This is a genomic window from Nocardia sp. CC201C (assembly GCF_030010695.1).
GTDB lineage: Bacteria > Actinomycetota > Actinomycetes > Mycobacteriales > Mycobacteriaceae > Nocardia > Nocardia otitidiscaviarum.
On the sequence record NZ_JASCXP010000081.1, the window covers coordinates 1 to 21339 of the forward strand.

General features: G+C 69.2%; 20 protein-coding genes and 1 riboswitch. Of the genes, 14 read left to right on the forward strand and 6 right to left on the reverse strand.

What is annotated here, in order from left to right; genetic code table 11:
• The 3 genes from pssA to QK444_RS11535 all read right to left on the reverse strand — a co-directional run.
• Window positions 1-886 (reverse strand): CDP-diacylglycerol--serine O-phosphatidyltransferase (pssA, locus tag QK444_RS11525; protein ID WP_282779614.1); only part of this gene is annotated, 886 nt, incomplete at its 3' end.
• Window positions 886-1602, reverse strand: a complete 717-nt coding sequence (locus QK444_RS11530; RefSeq protein WP_282779641.1) for a phosphatidylserine decarboxylase — start codon at window positions 1600-1602, stop codon at window positions 886-888. The genes pssA and QK444_RS11530, both read right to left, overlap by 1 nt.
• Before the next feature lie 215 nt (window positions 1603-1817).
• On the reverse strand, window positions 1818-2090 hold the full coding sequence (locus QK444_RS11535; RefSeq protein WP_282779616.1) for a GlsB/YeaQ/YmgE family stress response membrane protein: 273 nt from the start codon (window positions 2088-2090) through the stop codon (window positions 1818-1820).
• Window positions 2091-2299: 209 nt separating this feature from the next.
• On the opposite strand from QK444_RS11535, the gene QK444_RS11540 reads away from it, so the two are divergent.
• Window positions 2300-3328 (forward strand): beta-ketoacyl-ACP synthase III, encoded by a 1029-nt coding sequence (locus QK444_RS11540; RefSeq protein WP_282779617.1) that lies wholly within the window; start codon window positions 2300-2302, stop codon window positions 3326-3328.
• Between the two features lie 67 nt (window positions 3329-3395).
• On the opposite strand, the gene QK444_RS11545 is transcribed toward QK444_RS11540, so the two are convergent.
• Both QK444_RS11545 and QK444_RS11550 read right to left on the reverse strand, forming a co-directional pair.
• Window positions 3396-4088, reverse strand: a complete 693-nt coding sequence (locus QK444_RS11545; protein WP_282779619.1) for an SIMPL domain-containing protein — start codon at window positions 4086-4088, stop codon at window positions 3396-3398.
• Between the two features lie 76 nt (window positions 4089-4164).
• On the reverse strand, window positions 4165-4614 hold the full coding sequence (locus QK444_RS11550; RefSeq protein WP_282779621.1) for an SRPBCC family protein: 450 nt from the start codon (window positions 4612-4614) through the stop codon (window positions 4165-4167).
• 448 nt (window positions 4615-5062) lie between these two features.
• Here QK444_RS11550 and QK444_RS11555 point away from each other — a divergent pair, with 448 nt between their 5' ends.
• The 11 genes from QK444_RS11555 (at window position 5063) to groL (ending at window position 17506) form a co-directional block, all read left to right on the forward strand.
• On the forward strand, window positions 5063-6736 hold the full coding sequence (locus tag QK444_RS11555) for an FAD-dependent oxidoreductase (protein WP_143983649.1): 1674 nt from the start codon (window positions 5063-5065) through the stop codon (window positions 6734-6736).
• A gap of 9 nt (window positions 6737-6745) precedes the next feature.
• On the forward strand, window positions 6746-8218 hold the full coding sequence (locus QK444_RS11560) for an ATP-binding protein (protein ID WP_282779624.1): 1473 nt from the start codon (window positions 6746-6748) through the stop codon (window positions 8216-8218).
• Entirely contained in the window at window positions 8218-8571 is a 354-nt protein-coding gene (locus QK444_RS11565) for a UBP-type zinc finger domain-containing protein (RefSeq protein ID WP_282779625.1), read from the forward strand. The genes QK444_RS11560 and QK444_RS11565 overlap by 1 nt, the downstream gene beginning before the upstream one ends.
• Window positions 8572-8867: 296 nt before the next feature.
• On the forward strand, window positions 8868-9842 hold the full coding sequence (locus tag QK444_RS11570) for a helix-turn-helix domain-containing protein (RefSeq protein ID WP_282779626.1): 975 nt from the start codon (window positions 8868-8870) through the stop codon (window positions 9840-9842).
• Between the two features lie 132 nt (window positions 9843-9974).
• Window positions 9975-10394 (forward strand): hypothetical protein, encoded by a 420-nt coding sequence (locus QK444_RS11575; protein WP_282779627.1) that lies wholly within the window; start codon window positions 9975-9977, stop codon window positions 10392-10394.
• Window positions 10395-10498: 104 nt separating this feature from the next.
• Window positions 10499-11383 (forward strand): RNA polymerase sigma-70 factor, encoded by an 885-nt coding sequence (locus QK444_RS11580; protein WP_282779628.1) that lies wholly within the window; start codon window positions 10499-10501, stop codon window positions 11381-11383.
• A gap of 97 nt (window positions 11384-11480) precedes the next feature.
• Entirely contained in the window at window positions 11481-12566 is a 1086-nt protein-coding gene (locus QK444_RS11585) for an FAD-dependent oxidoreductase (RefSeq protein WP_282779630.1), read from the forward strand.
• Window positions 12567-12825: 259 nt separating this feature from the next.
• Window positions 12826-13281, forward strand: a complete 456-nt coding sequence (locus tag QK444_RS11590; protein WP_282779632.1) for a hypothetical protein — start codon at window positions 12826-12828, stop codon at window positions 13279-13281.
• 82 nt (window positions 13282-13363) lie between these two features.
• Window positions 13364-14095: a Clp protease N-terminal domain-containing protein gene (locus QK444_RS11595; RefSeq protein WP_282779633.1), complete on the forward strand. Its 732-nt coding sequence runs from the start codon at window positions 13364-13366 to the stop codon at window positions 14093-14095.
• 37 nt (window positions 14096-14132) lie between these two features.
• Window positions 14133-14219, forward strand: a riboswitch (ZMP/ZTP riboswitch).
• Between the two features lie 30 nt (window positions 14220-14249).
• Entirely contained in the window at window positions 14250-15713 is a 1464-nt protein-coding gene (locus tag QK444_RS11600; RefSeq protein ID WP_282779643.1) for a glycine hydroxymethyltransferase, read from the forward strand.
• A 167-nt stretch (window positions 15714-15880) separates the two neighbouring features.
• Window positions 15881-17506: a chaperonin GroEL gene (groL, locus tag QK444_RS11605; protein WP_029932939.1), complete on the forward strand. Its 1626-nt coding sequence runs from the start codon at window positions 15881-15883 to the stop codon at window positions 17504-17506.
• Window positions 17507-17598: 92 nt separating this feature from the next.
• On the opposite strand, the gene QK444_RS11610 is transcribed toward groL, so the two are convergent.
• Entirely contained in the window at window positions 17599-18510 is a 912-nt protein-coding gene (locus QK444_RS11610) for a hypothetical protein (RefSeq protein ID WP_282779635.1), read from the reverse strand.
• 109 nt (window positions 18511-18619) lie between these two features.
• On the opposite strand from QK444_RS11610, the gene QK444_RS11615 reads away from it, so the two are divergent.
• Window positions 18620-19585 carry an NAD-dependent epimerase/dehydratase family protein gene (locus tag QK444_RS11615; protein WP_282779637.1) on the forward strand — a complete coding sequence of 322 codons (966 nt, stop codon included), beginning with the start codon at window positions 18620-18622 and terminating at the stop codon, window positions 19583-19585.
• A 267-nt stretch (window positions 19586-19852) separates the two neighbouring features.
• Window positions 19853-21052, forward strand: coding sequence for a hypothetical protein (locus QK444_RS11620; protein WP_282779639.1), 1200 nt, complete (start codon window positions 19853-19855; stop codon window positions 21050-21052).
• Window positions 21053-21339 lie beyond the last annotated feature (287 nt).

Sequence of the window (21339 nt, forward strand, 5' to 3'; positions counted from 1 at the left end):
CCTCCGGATAGCGCTGGCGGGTGCCCGGGCGGCGCAGGCGCAGGCGGGCCGAGGAGACGCGGCCGATGGGGCGGGTGCGGCGCTGGGCCTTGCGCTGGGCGCGGCGTTCGGCGGGCTTGTGGTGCCAGGTCTCCGGGCGGGCGGCCACCCAGCGGGCCGAACGCACCGCGAACGGGATGTGCGCGAGGTAGATGGTGACCAGGCCCATCATCAGGATGAGCGGGTAGGTGACCAGCAGGGCGGCGGCCAGGGCCACCAGCACCAGCAGGATCGGCGCGGTGCGCGGAGCGACCGACACCGATTTGATCGCCAGCGTCGGCAGCGTGCTCACGCACAGCAGGCCGGTGATGACCGTCCACACCGCCACCGCCGGGAAGCTCACCCACCAGCCGTCGCCGAACTGCTCCGCCAGCGCGATGGGCAGCAGCACGATCAGCGCACCGGCGGGTGCGGGCACGCCCGTGAAGTACTCCCGCTGCCAGTCCGGGCGGTTGTCGTCGTCCATCAGCGTGTTGAACCGGGCCAGCCGCAGCACCATGCACACCGCGAACATGAGCGCCAGAATCCAGCCCACGCTGTCGGCGTGCAGGAAGGTCACGTACAGCACCAGCGCGGGCGCGACGCCGAAGGCGATGGCGTCGGACAGCGAATCCAGTTCCGCGCCCATCTTGGTGGTGGCGTCCAGCATGCGCGCGATGCGGCCGTCCAGCATGTCGAAGATGGCGGCCGCGCCGACCAGGGCCAGCGCGATGCCGAGCTTGCCCTCGATGCCGAACTTCACCGCCGACAGGCCCGAACACAGGCCCAGAATGGTGACCATCGACGGCAGCAGCCGGATGGTGCGGCGGCGGCGGTCCTTCTCGGGCGCGGGCGCGAGCTGCTCCATCACGAATCCAGTTCGGCCAGCACCGTTTCCGCACCGATGGTGCGTTGGCCCGGGGTGACCAGCGGGCGCGTCCCGGCGGGGAAGTAGGTGTCCACGCGGGAGCCGAAGCGGATCAGTCCGTAGGTGTCGCCGATATTCAGCTTGTCGCCGACCCGGGCCTCGCACACGATGCGCCGCGCCAGCAGTCCGGCGATCTGCACGACCACGATCCGCTGACCGTTCTCGGTCTCGAGCACCATGGAGTTGCGCTCGTTGGCGTCGCTGGCCTCGGGCAGGTCGGCGGAGCGGAATTCGCCCTTCTGGTAGGCGATCTCGGTGACCACGCCGCTCACCGGCACCCGCTGCACATGCACGTCGAGCACCGACAGGAAGATGCTCACCCGGGGCAGCGGCGCATCGCCCAGCCCCAGTTCGGCGGGCGGGACCGCGGTGTCGACCAGTGCGACCTCACCGTCGGCGGGGGCGACGACCACCCCGGCCCGGTTCGGCGGCACCCGGTGCGGATGGCGGAAGAAGGCGGCGCAGGCCGCGGCGGCCGCGAGCCCCGTGCGACGCACCCACTTCTTGCGGTATCCGAGCGCGGCCACCGCCAGCGGGGCCGCCACGAACGGCAGCCCGGCGGGGTGCAGCGGCGGGATCGCATTGCGCACCAGGTCGGCCACGTGGGCGAGGCCGGTGCTCTCGGGGGTGCCGGGCGGGGTGGGACGGCGGGCCACAAGCTCCTCTTTCATGCGCGGATGGGGGCGGTCAGGGACCGCGCTCACACCTTACGGGAAGCTGGCACACCACTCGCGTCCTCGGGCGAGCACGGGCCGGAAAACGCATACCGGACCGCGGCCGTGCGCACCGGTCCCGGGTGCACGTGCGGGAATCGGGCACACATGGACACCGGTGCGGCCCCGAGGCCGCCCGGTGCCCTGTGATCCGGACCTCAGACTCCGGCGCGGCGGCTGGTCACCATGTTCACCAGCCAGAGTAGGAGGACCGCGCCGCCGAGGCAGGTGAGGAAGCTGAAGATCAGCCCACCGCCCTCGACGTCCACTCCGAAGAGCTTGAGTATGAAGCCGCCGAGCAGGCCGCCGATCACGCCTACGACGATATTGAGCAGAATGCCCTGTTGAGCATCGGTCTTCATGATCTTGCTGGCGATCCATCCGGCGAGGCCGCCGATGATGATCCAACCGATGATGCCAAGGCCGAGCATGCTGTCCTCCCTTGTCCGAGGAACGGTGTGAGCCCCGCCGGATCCGACGAGACGCACTTGGCAATACCCCTTGTTTGTGAGAATACGCACTCGCGGAGGACTATGTTCCGATTAATATGAGGAAGCCTCATGTCTACGGCGTCGTGTAGGCCATGACCGTGGGGGACCGGATGAAGGACAGCTCGACGCGCAGTGCAAAGGGGAAAAATATGGCGGCTCGACTGGCTTCGATTCGAGGGGCAGAGCACACCGCGATCCTTGGGCTCGGCGTCTACCGCCCGACCCGGGTCGTCACCAACGACGAGGTCGCGGGACCGATCGATTCCAGTGACGAATGGATTCGAACCCGCTCGGGCATCAAGACCCGCCGCTTCGCCGGGGACGACGAGACCGTCAAGAGCATGAGCGTGGCGGCCGGACGCGATGCCATCGAGGCCGCCGAGATCGAGCCCGCCGAGATCGACTGTGTCATCGTCGCCACCTCCACCTGGCTGCTGCTCACCCCGGCCGCCGCCCCGCAGGTCGCCACCGAACTCGGCATCACCGGTGCCGCCGCCTTCGATGTCTCCGCCGGATGCGCCGGCTTCTGCCACGCGCTCGCCATGGCGTCGGATCTGGTCAAGGGCGGCACCGCGCGGCACGTCCTGGTGGTCGGCGTCGAGAAACTCACCGACACCATCAACCCCAAGGACCGGGGCACCGCCTTCCTGTTCGCCGACGGCGCGGGCGCGGTGGTGGTCGGTCCGTCCGAGGAACCCGGTATCGCGCCCACGATCTGGGGTTCGGACGGCACTCAGCACCATGCCATCCGTCAGGACAAGGACTGGATCGAATTCTTCCGCGAGATCGACGAGCAGGGCACCGACGCGGTGCGCCCGTACCTCGCCATGGAGGGCACGGCGGTATTCCGCTGGGCCGCGCACTCGCTGGAGAAGGTGTGCCGCGATGCCGTGGAGGTCGCCGGTATCGAGATGAGCGACCTGGACGCCATGATCCCGCACCAGGCCAACGGCCGGATCATCGAGATCATGGCGCGGGTGCTGAAGCTGCCGGAGAGCTGCGCACTGGCCAATGACATCGAGGAGACCGGCAATACCTCGGCCGCCTCGATCCCGCTGGCCATGGAGCAGCTGTTGCGCGACGGCGACGCCAAGCCCGGCGGCACCGCCCTGCTCATCGCCTTCGGCGCGGGCCTGTCCTATGCCGCCCAGGTCGTGACGCTGCCCAACTGGAAGTAGTCTCCGCCCCGAATCCCGGGTGGCAGGGTGCCCTCGCGGTCGACTCCGCGGAGGAGCGGACTCGGGCCTACTTCAGATTCCAGGTGACGTTCACGGTGAACGTCACCGTCTGCTGTCCCGGCTCCAGGCTGAATTCCGGCGTCGCCGCATCCGCCCGCATCGGTCCCGGCGGGTAGTTGCCACTGCTGTTCTCGGTGATCGTCTCGACGTCACCGAGTTTCAGCCCGGCCAGGTCCGCGTACTGCTGCGCGCGGGATTTGGCGTCGGCGAACGCGCGGGCCCGGGCGTCCTCGAGCAACTGGGTGTTGTCGGAGAGATCGAACGACACATTGCTGATGCGGGTGTCGTTGCCCCCGGCCTTGACCGCCGCGTCGAGCACCGCCGATGCCTTGTCCAGGTCGCGCACCACGACGTGCACGGAATTGGTGGCGCGGTACCCGGTGATGACGCGACCCTCGGAGCCGTACTCCGGCTGCACCGACAGCTCGCTGGTCTGGATGTCCTCGCGTGCCACCCCGGCCTCCACCATGGCGTCGGTCATGGCCTTCGCCTTGGCGTTCACGCCGTCCACGGCGGCGGAGACGTCGCCCGCCTTCACCTGCGCGCCGAGATCGGCGTTCAATACGTCGGGTGCGCCTCGGACCTGCCCGGTGCCCACGACGGATACGTCGCGGTCGTTGTCTGATCCCGAGCTGCCGCAGCCGGTGAGCAGCAGCGCGACGCCGGTGGCCGCGGCGCAGATGACAGTCATTCGTCGCATAGCAGCGAACCTACGCACCATGCCGCCGCCGCGCCGGGAGAAACGCGAGTCCCGGCGCTCGGCGGCACTGCGGAACTCAGCGCTCGATGCTGTTCTTGATCTTGCCCAGGGTCTCGTTCATCCCGCGCACCAGCGCCTCCTCGAAGGGCTGCTCACCGCCCATGGCGGCATTGATGGAGGTGCGGGAGAACCAGGTGGTGCCGTGGGGGCAGTCGCGCCGCTGGACGAGCCGGGTGCCGGTGTCGGTCGGCTCCAGGGTGAAGCTCCAGATGGTGCGGTTCTCGTTGACCTTGAAGGCGATGGCGCGATTGGGCTCGTAGCGGACCACCCGCGAGGTGGTGGGCCAGAACTTGTTGCCGTCCCGATTGATATTGATGGTCCAGGTGCCGGTCTTGACCGCGCCGATCGGCTGCATGCGCACGCACTGCGGGCTGAACTCCGGCATCCGCTTCAGATCCGAGACGACGGCCCAGACCTGGTCCGGCGCCGCGGCGATGTCGATGGTGGCTTCGAGATTCTTCGGCAACGCTGCCTCCGGGAGATGTGACGAGGGGTATCAGCAATCCTAGAACCCGGTGCTGTGGCGAACGCAATCGAACAGGTGGCCGAACACTGAAAATCAACTAGATCACATTCCGGTGCGGTGGCGGCGAGTGCCGTAATAAGCGGCGCACAATGTCCTATAGACGAAGCAAGACACTGCCTCCAGCTTCCCGAACGAAACGTGAGGTGATCGGCCGTGAATCTGCGCTCGCTCATACATCGCAAGCAGGCACACAAGGGGGTCCCCCTGCTTCCCAACTCCGACGACGAACAAGCGCGATCCACGTCTACGCCCAGGTCCAAGCCGCCGAACGAGGAGCGCTTGGAACGACTGCTCACCCAGTCCGAGCTCGATCTGGTTCACCAGCACCGGATTTGAGCCGGTGGCGAACAACTCGGCCGCATTTGACCTCGCCATCCATACTCGTTAGGTGACCTCACCTGCTGCCGTGAAACCGGCCATTCTCAGCGTGGACGACGATCCCGGCGTCTCTCGCGCGGTGGTTCGCGATCTGCGTCGCCGCTACGGTGCGGAGTATCGAATCCTGCGGGCGGAGTCGGGTGCGGCCGCGCTCGACGCGCTGCGGGAGATGAAGTTGCGCGGCCAGCCGGTCGCCGTGCTCATCGCCGACTACCGCATGCCCGGTATGGACGGCATCGAATTCCTCGAGCAGGCCATGGACCTGCATCCGCACGCCCGGCGCGTGCTGCTCACCGCCTACGCCGACACCAATGCCGCCATCGAGGCCATCAATGTGGTCGATCTCGATCACTACCTGCTCAAGCCCTGGGATCCCCCGGAGGAGAAGCTCTACCCAGTGATCGACGCGCTGCTGGAGGCGTGGCGCGGCGATATCCACCGCCCGGTCACCGAGACCAAGGTGGTCGGCCACCGCTGGTCGGCACGCTGTTCCCAGGTGCGCGAGTTCCTGGCGCGCAATCAGCTGCCCTATCGCTGGTATCTGGCCGACGAACCGGAGGGGTCGCGCCTGCTGGCGGCGGCCGGGGCCACCGAGGACCAGTGCCCGGTCGTCATCAATCCGGCCGGTGAGGCGCTGCTGGAACCGAGCGATGCGCAGTTGGCGGCCAGCGTGGGCTTGAACACCGACCCGTCCGGCGAGTTCTACGACCTCATCGTGGTGGGCGGCGGCCCGGCCGGTCTCGGCGCGGCCGTGTACGGCGCGTCCGAGGGCCTGCGCACGGTGCTGGTGGAGCGCACCGCCACCGGCGGCCAGGCCGGGCAGAGCTCCCGCATCGAGAACTACCTGGGCTTCCCGGACGGTCTGTCGGGCGCGCAGCTGGCCGATCGGGCGCGACGGCAGGCCGTCAAGTTCGGCGCCGAACTGGTGACCGCCCGCGAGGTGCACTCCCTGGAGGCCTGCGGTTCGGCGCGCGTGGTGAAGTTCGCCGACGGCGGGCATATCGCCGGGCACGCGGTGCTCATCGCCACGGGCGTGAACTACCGGCACCATCCGGCCCCCGGTGTGGACGACTTCACCGGCCGCGGCGTCTACTACGGGTCGGCCATGACCGAGGCGGCCGACTGCGCCGAACGGGACGTCTACATCGTGGGCGGCGCGAACTCGGCGGGCCAGGCGGCGGTGTTCCTGTCGCGCAACGCCCGCACGGTGCACATCCTGGTGCGGGCGGCGTCGCTGGAGGCATCCATGTCGCACTACCTGATCCAGCAGATCGAGCAGATCCCGAATATCAAGGTGCACACCCGCACCGAGGTGGTGTCCGCCGACGGCGACGATCACCTGGAACGGATCGTGCTGCGCGACAACACGACCGGGGCGGAAGAGAAGGTCGACGCCGAACGGCTGTTCCTGTTCATCGGCGCCGCACCGGAAACCGACTGGCTCGACGGCACCGTCACCCGCGACGCCGCCGGCTACGTGGTGGCCGGACCCGACCTGATGGTGGACGGGGAACGGCCCGCGGGATGGGAGCTACCCCGTCCCCCAGGGCATTTGGAGACCAGTGTGCCCGGGGTGTTCGTGGCCGGTGACGTGCGGTCGGAATCGGCGAAGCGGGTGGCCTCGGCGGTGGGCGAGGGCGCGATGGCCGTCATGCTGGTCCACCGCTACCTGGCGAAGCAGTAGGAGGCCGCGATGGGTGACCGATTGATCTGCGACCCCGCGGAATTGAAGGAACTGTTCCTCTTCGAGAAGCTCGACGACGAACAGCTGGCGTGGTTGTGCCGCGACGGCCGGGTGGAGCGCTTCGAACCGGGACTGGTGTTCCGCGAGGGTGACCCGGCCACCTGCTTCTACGTCCTCATGGAGGGCGAGGTCGTGCTGACCAAGATGTCGGGCGGCGAGGAGATCGAGCTGGTGCGCACCGACCACCACGGCTCCTACGCGGGCGCGTGGACGGCGTACATGGGCGACAAGGTCGACCAGAACTACACCGGCTCCTTCTACGTCACCCGGCCGTCGACCTTCTTCGTGCTGGACGCGGGCACCTTCGCGCGCATGATCCAGACCTGGTTCCCCATGGCGCTGCACCTGCTGGAGGGCGTGTTCTTCGGCAACCGCAACGCCAACGAGCGGGTGGGGCAGCGGGAGCGGCTGCTGGCCCTCGGCTCGCTGTCGGCGGGGCTGACCCACGAGCTGAACAATCCCGCCGCGGCGGCCGTCCGCGCCACCTCCTCGCTGCGGGAGCGGGTGGCGGGGATGCGGCACAAGTTGAAGATGATGGCGCACGGCACATTCGACTCCAAGACGCTCGAATCCCTGGTGCAGTTGCAGGAGGAGGCGGCCGCGCAGGTCGGCAAGGCTCCCATGCTGACGCCGCTGGAGGCCGCCGACCGCGAGGACGAACTCGGGGACTGGCTGGAAAACCACGGCATCGGCAACGGCTGGGAGATCGCCCCCACCTTCGTCCAGGCCGGATTCGACATCGACTGGCTGGAGAAGGTGCACGGCACCCTGACCGAATGCTCCGACGGCGTGTTCGAGGGCGCGATCCGCTGGCTCAACTACACGGTCGAGACCGAACTGCTCATGAACGAGATCGCCGATTCCACCACGCGTATCTCGTCGCTGGTGAACGCCGCCAAACAGTATTCGCAGATGGACCGCGCCCCGTTCCAGGTGGTGGACATCCACGAACTGCTCGACAGCACGCTGGTCATGCTGGGGCGCAAGATCGGCGACGATATCGAGGTGGTCAAGGAGTACGACCACACCCTGCCGTCGGTGCCCTGCTACGCCGCCGAACTGAATCAGGTATGGACCAACCTGATCGACAACGCCATCGCCGCCATGCGGGGGCGGGGCACGCTCACGGTGCGCACCTATCGCGAGAACGATTGCGCCGTAGTAGAAATCGGTGATACCGGGCCGGGCGTGCCGGATGAGATCAGGCACCGGATCTTCGAGCCGTTCTTCACCACCAAACCGGTCGGCGAGGGCACCGGCCTGGGGTTGGACATCTCCTTCCGCATCGTGGTGAACAAGCACGGCGGTGATATCCGCGTCGTATCCGAACCCGGCGACACCCGTTTCATCGTCCGACTGCCGCTGACGCCGCCCGCGGGCGCGGAGGTCGCCGCGGCGCAACCCGAAACCGGAGGTGAGTGATGTCGGAACAAATTCAGGGCATCGATCCCGCGGTGGCCCCCAGTGGCCCCGGCTGCGTGGAATGCGATGCGGCACAGGGTTGGTGGGTGCATCTGCGCCGCTGTGCCCAGTGCGGCCACGTCGGTTGCTGCGACAGCTCGCCGTCGCGGCACGCCACCGCGCACTACCGGTCCACCGGCCACCCGTTCGTGCAGAGCTACGAACCTGGCGAGGACTGGTACTGGAACTACGCCACCGGGGAGATGTACGGCGAGGGGCCGGAGCTGGCCGCGCCGACCCACCATCCGGCGGAGCAGCCGGTGCCCGGTCCCCGCGATCGAGTGCCCGCGGACTGGCGGAGCCGGTTGAGCTGAGCGGTCACGTGCGCTGAGGAGTCTCCCGCTCGCGGTCTCGGCGGGCGGGACCGCGAGTCACGGTTGCCCGACGACGGCGTCCGGCGGGTGTGACAGGCGGTCCCCGGGGGGTGCCCGCGGAATTCGTATCCGAGCGGCGAGCGGGAGTCCTTTCCTCACCAGCAGCAAAGAGCCGGTTTCACAAACGTAGATCGACGGCGCGAACGATAATCGACCGTGCGTGCCCACTAGTGGGCCCACAGTGCACGATCGGCCGGTGGCGGTACGACCGCCACGCTCGTTCGCGGAGGTTCACCGTGGTAGTGCTGCTCGACACCGACGGCGTGGAGCCGGATCAGCGGGTGGAGAGAGCGAGGGAGACGGTGCGGGCCATCGCGGGTCCACAGCACGTCCTGCCCGAGCAGGTCGACGGACCGATGTCGGCGTATCTGGAGGCATGGGAGCTGGGTGGGATCGGGCTGTATCGGGCGCGCAGCTCGGCGCTGCGGCTGGTGCGCACCGAGCGGCACGTCCGCCGTGAGCCCAGCCCGGCGCTGGGATTCGTGGTGGGGCAGGCCGCCGTCGAACGTCGCTGCGGGGCGACGACAGACGTGATCCCCGAGGGTGGACTGTGCCTGGTCAACCTGAACGCCCCCTACGAACTCGCCTGGCGGGAACGCGGACTGACGGCCTTGCTGTTGCCGCTGGATGTGCTGGCGCTGCCGTTCGAGGTGATCCGCACCGCGATGCACCGGGCTCCCGCCAGTCCGCTCTACCCGCTGGTCTGCGGGCACACCATGATGCTGGCGGCCTCCGCCGAAGCACTCGCCACCGATGTGGCTGCCCGGGAAACCGCCAGCGCGACAGTGGAGTTGGCCCGCGCACTGCTGACCTCGGCCGCCGGTGTCACCGCCGGTGACGGGGGTGCGGTACCGGCGGCGCTCCTGCTCGGCCGCATTCGCGAATACGTGCGAGCCCATCTCGCCGATCCGCTGCTGGGCGCGGAATCCATTGCCCGGGCACACAGTATCTCGGTGCGTTACCTGTACAAACTGTGTGCCGGAGCGGATCTCAGCCTGGAGCAGTGGATCATCGCGGAGCGGTTGGAACGGGTGCGCGCGGACCTCGCGCGTCCCGAGTGCGAGCATCGGTCGATCGGCCTTGTCGCGAGTGCGTGGGGTTTCCGGGACGCATCGCATTTCGCGCGCCGGTTCCGCGCGGCCTACGGTATGACACCCCGGGAGTGGCGGCGGTCGGCGGCACGCTCCTGTTCGCCGCCCGATGGCCGGTGACCTGTAGCGACCGACCTGTTCGCCGGTCGCCTCCCGGGCGGAGCGTCCACCCGGTACGCTGCTGCGAGCGCCGGGCAGGTCCGGCGTCGGTGAACTGCACTCGGAGACCTCGGAAAGCACGGTATGAAGCGAATGTCGGTTGTCGCCTGCGTGTTCGGCGCGCTGGCGCTGGGACTATCCGGCTGCGGGTCGGATGAATCGAGTGATGTGAGCGGACTCGGCCAGGCGGCGACGTCCACCACGACCGCGGTCGAGACGACCGCACCCACCACCACCTCCTTCACCTACGTGGAACCGCCCGCGACCGCGCCCACCGCCCCGGCCAGCGCCAAACAGAGCACCGCCGACGGCGCCGACACCACCTGTGGCCAGTTCCGCGACCTCACCGACGACACTCAGAAACAGGTCATCGACCAGGTCCTCGCCGCCCATCCCGGCTCCCAGCTGGAGGGCAGCCCCAACGTGGCCCTCGGCACCGCCAAACTCGCCTGCCTCGCCAGCTCCTACACCGACACCCCCGTCGCCGTAGCCATCCGCGTCGCCGCCGAATAGCGCCCACGCGTAGCGCCCGATCGCCGTGCGGCATCGGCGTTGTCCGCCTGCGGTGTGCCCCGTAATGTCCGGATGCGACCGGTGACGTGAGGGTGGGTGGTCGAGTGGACGCCGATGGGCTGGCGGAGTTCGAGCGGCAGCGCGGGCGGCTGTTCGCGCTGGCGTATCGCATGTTGGGGTCGGCGAGCGAGGCCGAGGACGCGGTGCAGGAGACGTATCTGCGCTGGGAAGCCGCCGATCGTGTCGCCATCCGCGCCGCCGAAGCCTGGCTCACCACCGTGGTGGTGAATCTGTGCCGCACCTGGCTGGATTCGGCGCGGGCCCGCCGCGAGACCTATGTGGGTCCGTGGATTCCCGAGCCGGTGCGCACCGGGGCAGGGGAGCTGGGTCCGCTGGAGTCGGCGGAGCAGCGCGAGCTGGTGTCGCTGGCCTTCCTCACCATGCTGGAGCGGCTGACGCCCGCCGAACGCGCGGTCTTCGTGCTGCGCGAGGCGTTCGGCTACCCGCACCGCGAGATCGCCGAGATGCTGGAGCTCACCGAAGCCAACTCGCAGCAGCTCTACCGGCGCGCCGCGCAGCGGGTGCGGGAGCAGCGGCCGCGGTTCGCCGCCGCCCCCGAGCAGGCGCGAGAGTTGTTGTCTCGTTTCCTCGCGGCGGCCCGTTCCGGTGATGTGGCCGCCCTGGAGAGCCTGTTCGCCGCCGATATCGTGTCGGTTGCCGACGGCGGCGGCAAGGTCACCGCCGCCCGCCGGCCGATCGTGGGCGCACAGCGGGTGGCCCGCTACCTCCTCGGCCTGATGGCCCAGGGCATCGAGGGTATGGAGATCGGTGTCGACGAGGTCAACGGTGCTCCGGCCGTGGTGGTCCGGGTCGCGGGGGCGGTGCTGGTGGTGATCGGCATCGACGTGGCCGACGACCGGATCCACGCCCTGCGCCTGGTGCTGAACCCCGACAAGCTGGCGCACTTCGCGGGCACGGTGGCATCCTGACCCGCTGCCCGTGACGCGGCACACAGTCGCGATCTGTCAGGGATCGCGCCGCTATCCGGTCTGGAGGGTGTCGGCACGTCGAAAAGGAGTCACGCTCATGACCGGAGCACATCGAATCGTCATCCTCGGCGCGGGTTACGCGGGCCTGGCAGCGGCGAAGCGGGCGGCACGAATCCGCGGCGCCCGGGTCACCGTGATCGACCCCCGCACCGAATTCGTCGAACGTGTTCGCCTGCATCAACTGCTGGCGGGCCAGGCGGTGCCGCGCTGGGAGCTGCGGGAACGGCTGGAACGCAAGGGCATCGAATTCCTGCGGGCCCGTGCCACGGCCATCGACACCGCCGCTCGGACGGTGCGCACGGATTCCGGCGCGGAGATCGTCTACGACTCCCTGATCTACGCCCTCGGCAGCATCGCCGATACCCGCACCGTGCCCGGTGTCGCCGAGTACGCCCACACCGTGGCGACACCCGAGGACACCGCCCGCATCCCCGCGCTCACCGGCCGGGTCACCGTGGTGGGCGGCGGTTCCACCGGTATCGAGGTGGCCGCCGAACTGGCCGAGGCGAATCCGGATCTCGATCTCACGCTGGTGTCGGCCGAGGAGCCCGCCGCCTGGCTCTCCGACCGTGCCCGGACCCATGTGGCGGCGACCCTGAACCGGCTCGGTGTCCGGGTCCGTTCCGGCGTCAAGGTCGTCGGGGTCACCGGCACCGGCCTGGAATTGGCCGACGGCGAGCACCTCGATGCCGAAACCGTGCTGTGGACAACCGGTTTCGCGGTCCCCGACCTGGCCGCCGCCTCCGGTCTGGCCGTCGACCCCCGCGGCCGCGTCCTGACCGACGCCACCCTGCGCTCCCGCTCCCACCCGGCCGTCTACGCCGCGGGCGACGCCGCCGTCATCGCGGGCCCCGCCGACCGCGACCTCCGCATGGCCTGCGCCACCGCCCTCCCCACCGGCAAACACGCCGCCACCTCGATCGCGGCCACGATCGCCGGAAACACCCCCGCCCCCTTGACCTTCCGCTACCAGCTCCAATGCCTGAGCCTCGGCCGCCGCGACGGTCTCATCCAATTCCTCGAATCCGACGACACCCCCACCCGCCGCGTCCTCACCGGCCGCCCCGCCGCCCGCGTGAAAGAGTTCATCGTCCGCTTCGCGGCTTCCGCCGCCCGCCCCTGACGGCGCGCGTCCGCGCCGCCCGTCGACAGAGCAGCGAATCGGCTTGGCCCCGGGGCCGTGGCTACTGCTCTCCACGCAGCAGGTGTGCAGGGCTTGCGGCGGATGGGCACGAAGCGCGGCGTCCAGGGGGCGACGGCGACGACCGCGAGGACGGCCCGCCACGGCATCCGCCACCACCAGCGCAGGCCTGTAGTCGGCGGCGGGCACGCGCTCGGTGAGCAGCCGTGCGGTTCCGGACCACACCACGAAGGCGTCGCCGATGGCAGCTGTCCGCCTGCGATTCACGGCGGAGGTGCACGGCAGCGACACCGTCTCCCGGGGGCGGCAGTGGCTCACGATCGGTAAGGTCGCGGCGAAGGAGGTGGCCATGGCTGATGTGCGCATCGAGGGTGACGACCTGGTGATCGAGCCGCGGGGGTGGCACAAGGTGTGGGCGCTCAGGCGGCGGCTGGTGGTGCCCAAGCGCGCGGTGCGCGGTGTGGCGATCGATCCCGATATGGCGCGCAGGCCCAGGGGGATTCGGCTGCCGGGCACCTATGTGCCGCGGGTGATCACTGCGGGCACCTTCCTGCACCGGGGCGAGCGCATCTTCTGGGATGTGCGGAATCCGGAGCGGGCCGTGGTCATCGACTTCTCGAGCGGGAAGTACGCGCGGGCGATCGTGGAGGTGGACGATCCCGAGCGGGTGGTGGCGATGCTCGGAGCACGGGGGTAGTGGCGCGGCGGGTGTGTTCGCCCGCGATGAAATCGTCAACCAACGGTTGACCTCGCTCGGTGTGTCAACCTATCGTTGACGCATGACGCACTCCCTCCGCCTCGACGACCTGATCGATGGCATCAAGAAGGCCCGCCCCGACAATGTGCTGGAACAGCTCTCCGACGCGGTCGTCGTCGGCGGGCATCTCGACGAACTCGCCGACCATCTGATCGGACACTTCGTGGACCAGGCCCGCCGTTCCGGCGCGTCCTGGACCGATATCGGCGCCAGTATGGGCGTCACCAAACAGGCCGCCCAGAAGCGCTTCGTCCCCAAGGCCCCCGGCGACCCGGCCGACGCCGCGACCATGGACCCCAATGCGGGCTTCGCCAAGTTCACCCCCCGCGCCCGCGCCGTGGTGGTCGCCGCACAGGAGGAGGCCCGCACCCGCGGCAATGCCGAGATCACCACCGCGCATCTGCTGCTGGGCCTGCTCAGCGAGCCGGAAGGGCTCGCGGTGCAAGCGATCATCGCCAAGGGCGTGTCGGCGGACGCCGTGCGCCGGGTGGCCGAGGGGGCGGTGCCGGAACCGTCGAGCGCGGCGGTGCCCGCGCTGGTGCCCTTCGACGCGCAGGCCAAGAAGTCGCTCGAGCTCACCTTCCGGCAGGCGCTGCGCATGGGCCACAACTACATCGGCACCGAACACATCCTGCTGGCGATGCTGGAGCTGGAGGACGGGTCGGGTCCGCTGTCCGGCCTCGGCCTGGACAAGGAGTCGATCGAAGCGGACATCACCGCCCTGCTCGAATCGGTCATGGCGGCGAAGAAATAGGTGCCGACCAGGTTCGTCGGCGGGCCGGGTAGGCTTGCCGACGGGCCGTGACTGGCGCGCTGGGATGGGAACGACCATCGGGGAGCGGCCTGTGAACGAAGTGCCGTGCGCCTGGGCCACGGTGACCGTTCCCACCCGACCCCCGGAGGCCCGTATGACCCAGCAGCCCCTTTCCTCGGAATCTCTGTCGCGGGAGTCCACCGCGTACCGCGCCGCCCTCGATGTCGTGCGCGCCGTCGAGCCGCGCGTCGCCGAGGCCATCGGTCGGGAACTGCACGATCAGCGCGAGATGCTCAAGCTCATCGCGTCGGAGAACTACGCCTCCCCGGCCACCCTGCTGGCCATGGGCAACTGGTTCAGCGACAAATACGCCGAGGGCACCGTCGGCCGCCGCTTCTACGCGGGCTGCCGCAATGTGGACACCGTCGAGTCGCTGGCCGCCGAGCACGCGAAGGAACTCTTCGGCGCGCGGCACGCCTACGTGCAGCCGCATTCCGGTATCGACGCCAATCTGGTCGCCTTCTGGGCGATTCTGGCGCAGCGGGTGGAGGCCCCCACTCTGGAGCGGGTGGGTGTGCGGCAGATCAACGACCTGTCCGAGTCCGACTGGGCCGAACTGCGCGCCGCCTTCGGCGATCAGCGCATGCTCGGCATGTCCCTGGACGCGGGCGGGCATCTCACCCACGGTTTCCGCCCGAACATCTCGGGCAAGATGTTCGAGCAGCGCTCCTACGGCACCGATCCGGCCACCGGCCTGCTCGACTACGAGGCGCTGCGCGCCACCGCCCGCGAGTTCCGGCCGCTGATCATCGTGGCGGGTTACTCCGCGTATCCGCGGCTGGTGAACTTCCGCGTCATGCGCGAGATCGCCGACGAGGTCGACGCCACGCTCATGGTCGATATGGCGCATTTCGCCGGTCTGGTCGCGGGCAAGGTGCTGACCGGCGACTTCGATCCGGTGCCGCACGCTCAGATCGTCACGACCACCACCCACAAGTCGTTGCGCGGTCCGCGCGGCGGCATGGTGCTGTGCGACGACTCGCTGCGCGATCAGGTCGACCGCGGCTGCCCGATGGTGCTGGGCGGTCCGCTCCCGCACGTGATGGCGGCCAAGGCGGTCGCGCTGGCCGAGGCCCGCCGCCCCGAGTTCCGCGACTACGCCCGGAGCATCGTCGACAATGCCCGCGCGCTGGCCGAGGGCCTCATGCGCCGCGGCGCGACCCTGGTCACCGGCGGCACCGACAATCACCTCAATCTCATCGACGTCGCGTCCTCCTACGGTCTCACCGGCCGTCAGGCCGAGGCCGCCCTGCTCGATTCGGGCATCGTCACCAACCGCAACGCCATCCCGTCCGACCCGAACGGCGCCTGGTACACCTCGGGCATCCGCATCGGCACCCCCGCCCTGACCACCCGCGGCCTGGGCGCGGCCGAGATGGACGAGATCGCCGCCCTGATCGACCGGGTCCTCACCGCCGCCGAACCCGGCACCACCGCCAAGGGCGCGCCGTCCAAGGCGCAGCACGTGCTGGAACCGAAGGTCGCCGAGGAGATCTCGCGGCGCGCCGCGGACCTGCTCGCGGGCTTCCCGCTCTACCCGAGCATCGATCTCGGCTGACCTTGCACTCGCCACCGGTGAGTGCTAAAAAGGGCTTTGGCACTCGCGACCTGTGAGTGCCAGGTCAGAACGGTGAGGCCGGGACTCACACATCCCCTGGTCGTCCGTCGCGGGCACCGAGCCTGGCCAGATCGTGTCAATCCCCTGATCTGGAGGATCTCAACGCAATGGCCAAGACAATTGCGTACGACGAAGAGGCTCGCCGGGGTCTCGAGCGGGGTCTGAACGCCCTCGCGGACGCTGTCAAGGTGACGCTGGGCCCCAAGGGCCGCAACGTCGTGCTCGAGAAGAAGTGGGGCGCCCCCACCATCACCAACGACGGTGTCTCGATCGCGAAGGAGATCGAGCTCGAGGATCCGTACGAGAAGATCGGCGCCGAGCTCGTCAAGGAAGTCGCCAAGAAGACCGACGACGTCGCGGGTGACGGCACCACCACCGCGACCGTCCTCGCCCAGGCGCTGGTGCGCGAGGGCCTGCGCAATGTCGCGGCCGGCGCGAACCCGCTGGGCCTGAAGCGCGGCATCGAGAAGGCCGTCGAGGCCGTCACCGCCAAGCTGCTCGACGTCGCCAAGGAGGTCGAGACCAAGGAGCAGATCGCCGCCACCGCCGGTATCTCGGCGGGCGACTCGTCCATCGGTGAGCTCATCGCCGAGGCCATGGACAAGGTCGGCAAGGAAGGCGTCATCACCGTCGAGGAGAGCAACACCTTCGGCCTCCAGCTGGAGCTGACCGAGGGTATGCGCTTCGACAAGGGCTACATCTCGGGCTACTTCGTCACCGACCCGGAACGTCAGGAAGCGGTCCTCGAGGATCCGTACATCCTGCTGGTCGGCTCGAAGATCTCGACCGTCAAGGACCTGCTGCCGCTGCTGGAGAAGGTCATCCAGGCCGGCAAGCCGCTGCTGATCATCGCCGAGGACGTCGAGGGCGAGGCCCTGTCGACCCTGGTCGTCAACAAGATCCGCGGCACCTTCAAGTCCGTCGCCGTGAAGGCCCCGGGCTTCGGTGACCGCCGCAAGGCCATGCTGGCCGATATCGCCATCCTGACCGGTGGCGAGGTCATCAGCGAAGAGGTCGGCCTCTCCCTGGAGACCGCCGGTCTGGAGCTGCTGGGCCAGGCCCGCAAGGTCGTCATCACCAAGGACGAGACCACCATCGTCGAGGGCGCGGGTGACGAGGAGGCCATCAAGGGCCGCGTCGCGCAGATCCGCACCGAGATCGAGAACTCGGACTCCGACTACGACCGTGAGAAGCTGCAGGAGCGCCTGGCCAAGCTGGCCGGCGGTGTCGCGGTGATCAAGGCGGGCGCGGCCACCGAGGTCGAGCTCAAGGAGCGCAAGCACCGCATCGAGGACGCCGTCCGCAACGCGAAGGCCGCCGTCGAGGAGGGCATCGTCGCCGGTGGTGGCGTGGCCCTGCTGCAGTCGGCTCCGGCCCTGGACGGTCTGTCCCTGTCGGGTGACGAGGCCACCGGCGCGAACATCGTCCGCGTCGCGCTGTCCGCCCCGCTGAAGCAGATCGCCTTCAACGCGGGCCTGGAGCCCGGCGTCGTCGCCGAGAAGGTCTCGAACCTCCCGGCGGGCCACGGCCTGAACGCCGACTCGGGCGAGTACGTCGACCTGCTGGCCGCCGGCGTCGCCGACCCGGTCAAGGTCACCCGCTCGGCGCTGCAGAACGCGGCCTCCATCGCGGCCCTGTTCCTCACCACCGAGGCCGTCGTCGCCGACAAGCCGGAGAAGGCCGCCGCTCCCGCCGGCGACCCGACCGGTGGCATGGGCGGCATGGACTTCTGAGTCCTGCCTTCCGGCAACAGGTTTAGAACGACCGAAGGCCGATCACCCACCGGGTGGTCGGCCTTCGGGCTGTGCTGGCCGGTGGACCTTTCCTAGTTGATCTTTCCTTCGAACCCGCTGTAGATCTCCGTGGCCTCGACGAAGCCGCCGCCGATGCGGTCGGCCAGCGCGAAGGCCTCCCGGCACTTGCGCTGCGAGGTCTCGAGGTAGCCGTCGTCGCCGACCAGTCGATCCCGGTGTTCGGTCAGCCAGGCGCGCGCCGCGGGCACGCGGTCGGGCGGGACCATGCCGCCGACCGAGTAGTTGCCCATGATCGACTCGTCGTCCGTCCAGTCGAGGTCGGGGAGGAGTTCGGGCAGTCGGCCCAGCAGCGCGCCGTTGCCGCCGAATCCGGCGGGCAGACCGGCGCCGGTCTCCGGCCCCAGCCGGGTCGGCCAGGTGTGGCCGCGATCCATCCACCCGGGTAGTAGGGCGGCCACGAATTCCAGCAGGACGAACTGCGCATTGCCGGTGAGCAGTCCGGCGGCGTCGTGCACGTCGTCGGAGTGTGGATCCTCGACCCGCGTCCGTCCGGCCCGCAGCGCCAGCGCGGCGTGCCGCAGCAGTTCGACCTTCCAGGACACCATGCGCCGCAGGTTCTCCCCTTCGGGCAGGGTGCCCGACATATCGGGCCGCACCCGCTCTGCGAGTGCCGGATCCAGTCGGCGCAATTGCTCGACCACGAGCCCGTCCACGGTGTCCGGGGTGGCCGCGCTGAAGCGCAGCACCCAGTCCGCGACGGCCTCGGCGTCCTCCTCGGTGATGAGGAAGGGCCGCCCCCATACGTGCAGACGGCTGTCGAAGCCACTGGACTCGGCACCTGCCTTCAGCGCACCGAGCGCCCACGCCTTGGCCCGGAACCGTACGCGGGCCTGCTCGGCCGCACGCGTCACCAAATCGTCGATATCCCCCTCCGCACCGAGTCCCGCCAGAAACGGGACGATCCGATCCTCGATCACACGCATGTCCACAGCGTGAAAGCTGGTGTCATAACCCACGATTCATGACCCTAGCCAGAGCGGCCGACACGGTGTGCGGGGTGCGCGGGACGCTGACTCGATCTAGTGTCGTGAAGTGAGTGTTTCGCCAGTGGAACAGGAGCGAGTAGCCATGGCCCTGCACGTCGTCATCGGAGCCGGGCCCGTGGGATCGGCCACCGCACTGCTGCTGGCCGAGCGGGGTGACGACGTCCGCCTGCTGACCCGCGGCGGGGCGGGGCCCGAGCATGCGCGCGTCCACCGTCTGCGCGTCGATGCCACCGATCCCGCCGCGCTCGCGGAGCAGTGTGCGGGAGCGACCGCGATCTTCCAGTGCGCCGGACTTCCGTACGCCCGTTGGACTACCGGCTTCCCGCCACTCAACGACGCCGCGATCGGTGCCGCGGAATCCTCCGGCGCGGTTCTCGTCTCTGTCGGAAACCTGTACGGCTACGGCGAATTCGACGGCGCGGTCACCGAATCGCACCCGCTGCGGCCGAACTCGGTGAAGGGACGGCTGCGGGCCGAACTGTGGGAAGCCGCGCTGGCGGCGCATGGGGCAGGCCGCATTCGCGCCGCCGAGGTGCGTGGCTCCGACTACCTCGGCGCGGGGGCGAAGTCGACGTTCACCGAGACCGTCCTGCCCGCCGTCGTGGCGGGCCGGACGGCACTGTTCCCCGGCGACCCGGACGCCCCGCACAGCTGGACGGCCGTCGAGGACGTGGCCCGCACGGCCGTCGCGGTGGCCGATGACGAATCGGCCTGGGGGCGGGCCTGGCATGTGCCCACGGCGGAACCGATGTCGGTGCGTGCGCTCGCCGAGCTGGCCGCGTCCCTCACGGGTACCGCGCCCGCGCGTGTCCGCCGCATGCCGTCGGTGCTGCTGTGGGCCGCCGGTCTCGTCAATGCCGATGCTCGCGAGCTGCGCGAGCTGCGCTACCAGTTCGATCGGCCATTCGTACTGGACTCCACGGCCGCGACCAAGGAGTTCGGCATCGAACCGACGCCGACCGGGGAAGCGCTGCGGGCCACGCTCGACACCCGTGACGCCGCCGCCGAGTAGACGACGCCGAGTAGACGACGCCATCACATGGACGCCGCCGAGTAGACGATGCTCCACCACATGACGCAACCACGGCGTAACCCGGTGCATGACGCCACTGCCGCGGATTCGGGCGGCGACGCGACCCGGGCGGAATCCGGTATGCCGCGGCCCCTCACCGTCCGGCAACAGGTCGGTTTCCGCCTCGCGAGGCCGGGTAGCTCGATGGTGGGTGATGCGATGCCATCGCCCACCTGCTTCCGCCATCGACGTAAAGAGGGGTTGCCGATGTTGACGCGTTCGGACTTGTCGCAGCTCATCGAGGCCACACCCGACCGTGGCGTCTCGATCTACCTGCCGACGCATCGGGGTGGCCGAGAGACCAGGCAGGACCCGATCAGGCTGCGCGACCTGATCGATGAGGCGCGGGAGAAACTCGTGGAAGCGGGTATGCGCGCCGTCGATGCGGACGCGTTGCTGGCTCCGGCCGCCGCACTGCGCGACGATGACGACTTCTGGCAGCACCAGAGTGACGGGCTGGCCCTGTTCCTCGATGCCGGGGGGTTGCGGATATACCGGGTGCCCCTGTCCTTCGAACCACGAACCCACGTCGGTCCGGAGTTCTCGGTGAAACCATTGCTGCCGCTGTTCGCCGCGGACGGCAGCTTCCGCGTGCTCGCGGTGACCGCGCATACGACCCGGCTGTTCGAGGCCACTCGGCACACCCTGGACCAGAACCACGATGTGGAGTTCCCCGCCGATGTCGCGGAGACGGCGGGGAAGAACGACTACCAGGGTCCGATCCAGGGCAGCCCGGCGTCACGACCGCAGACCGGTCGCCCGATCGCGGCCCGGACCCAGGTCTACGGCGAGGCCCCGCCCGAATGGCGCAAAGCGGGGCTGGAGCAGTACGCGGGAGCGGTCGCCGCCGCCGTCGCGCAGCACATCGCCGACGACCGGTTGCCGCTGGTGCTCATCGGCGACGCCGAGCTGGCGGGTCATATCCGCAAGAACCAGAAGCTGTCCGGGCGGATCGCGGGCACGATCGAGACGAATCCGGAGGCCCTGGACGACGGCGACCTGCACGCGCGCGCGTACGAGGTTGTCCGACCCACTTTCGAGGGCGGCCGGGACGAGGCGCTGCATCGGGCGGCCGAACTGATCGGACAGGGCAGTCCGCGGGCGGTGACCGCCATCGGCGATGTGGTGCGCAGCGCCTATCGCGGTCGAGTCGACACCCTGCTGCTGGCGGCCGATGCGACCGTGCCGGGGTGGTACGACGTCTCCTCCGACGCGGTGCTGATGATGTCCGACCCCGCCCATCCGGACGCGGATCTGACGGAGGCCGCCGCGGTGCGCACGCTCACCGATGACGGCAGCGTCTATCTGGTCGAGTCGGAGCGCTTGGCGGGATTGCTGGAGGGCACCGAGATAACCGGACCGGTGGGGGAGAAGGCGCCGGAGTTCGCGGCGATCCTGCGCTACTGAGTGGATCGCTGTCAGCCGGATGCCGCAATTAAGGCGACCGGTCGCATTAATTCGCGACTTGTTCGACCGGTTCGACGGGACAGGATGCGACAAGGCGAACGCGTGAACGCAGAATTGGGCCTCTGACCAGGCGATTTGACACTGCATTCGCAGACACGTAACTTATTCCAGGTCAGAGCGACACGGACACCGACCAGGGGCCGAGACGCCGAGCCGAGAGGTTCAGCGAAGCCCCTTGGAAACGAGGTTGTACGAGGAGCGCCTGATGATCACACTAGTTCGACCTG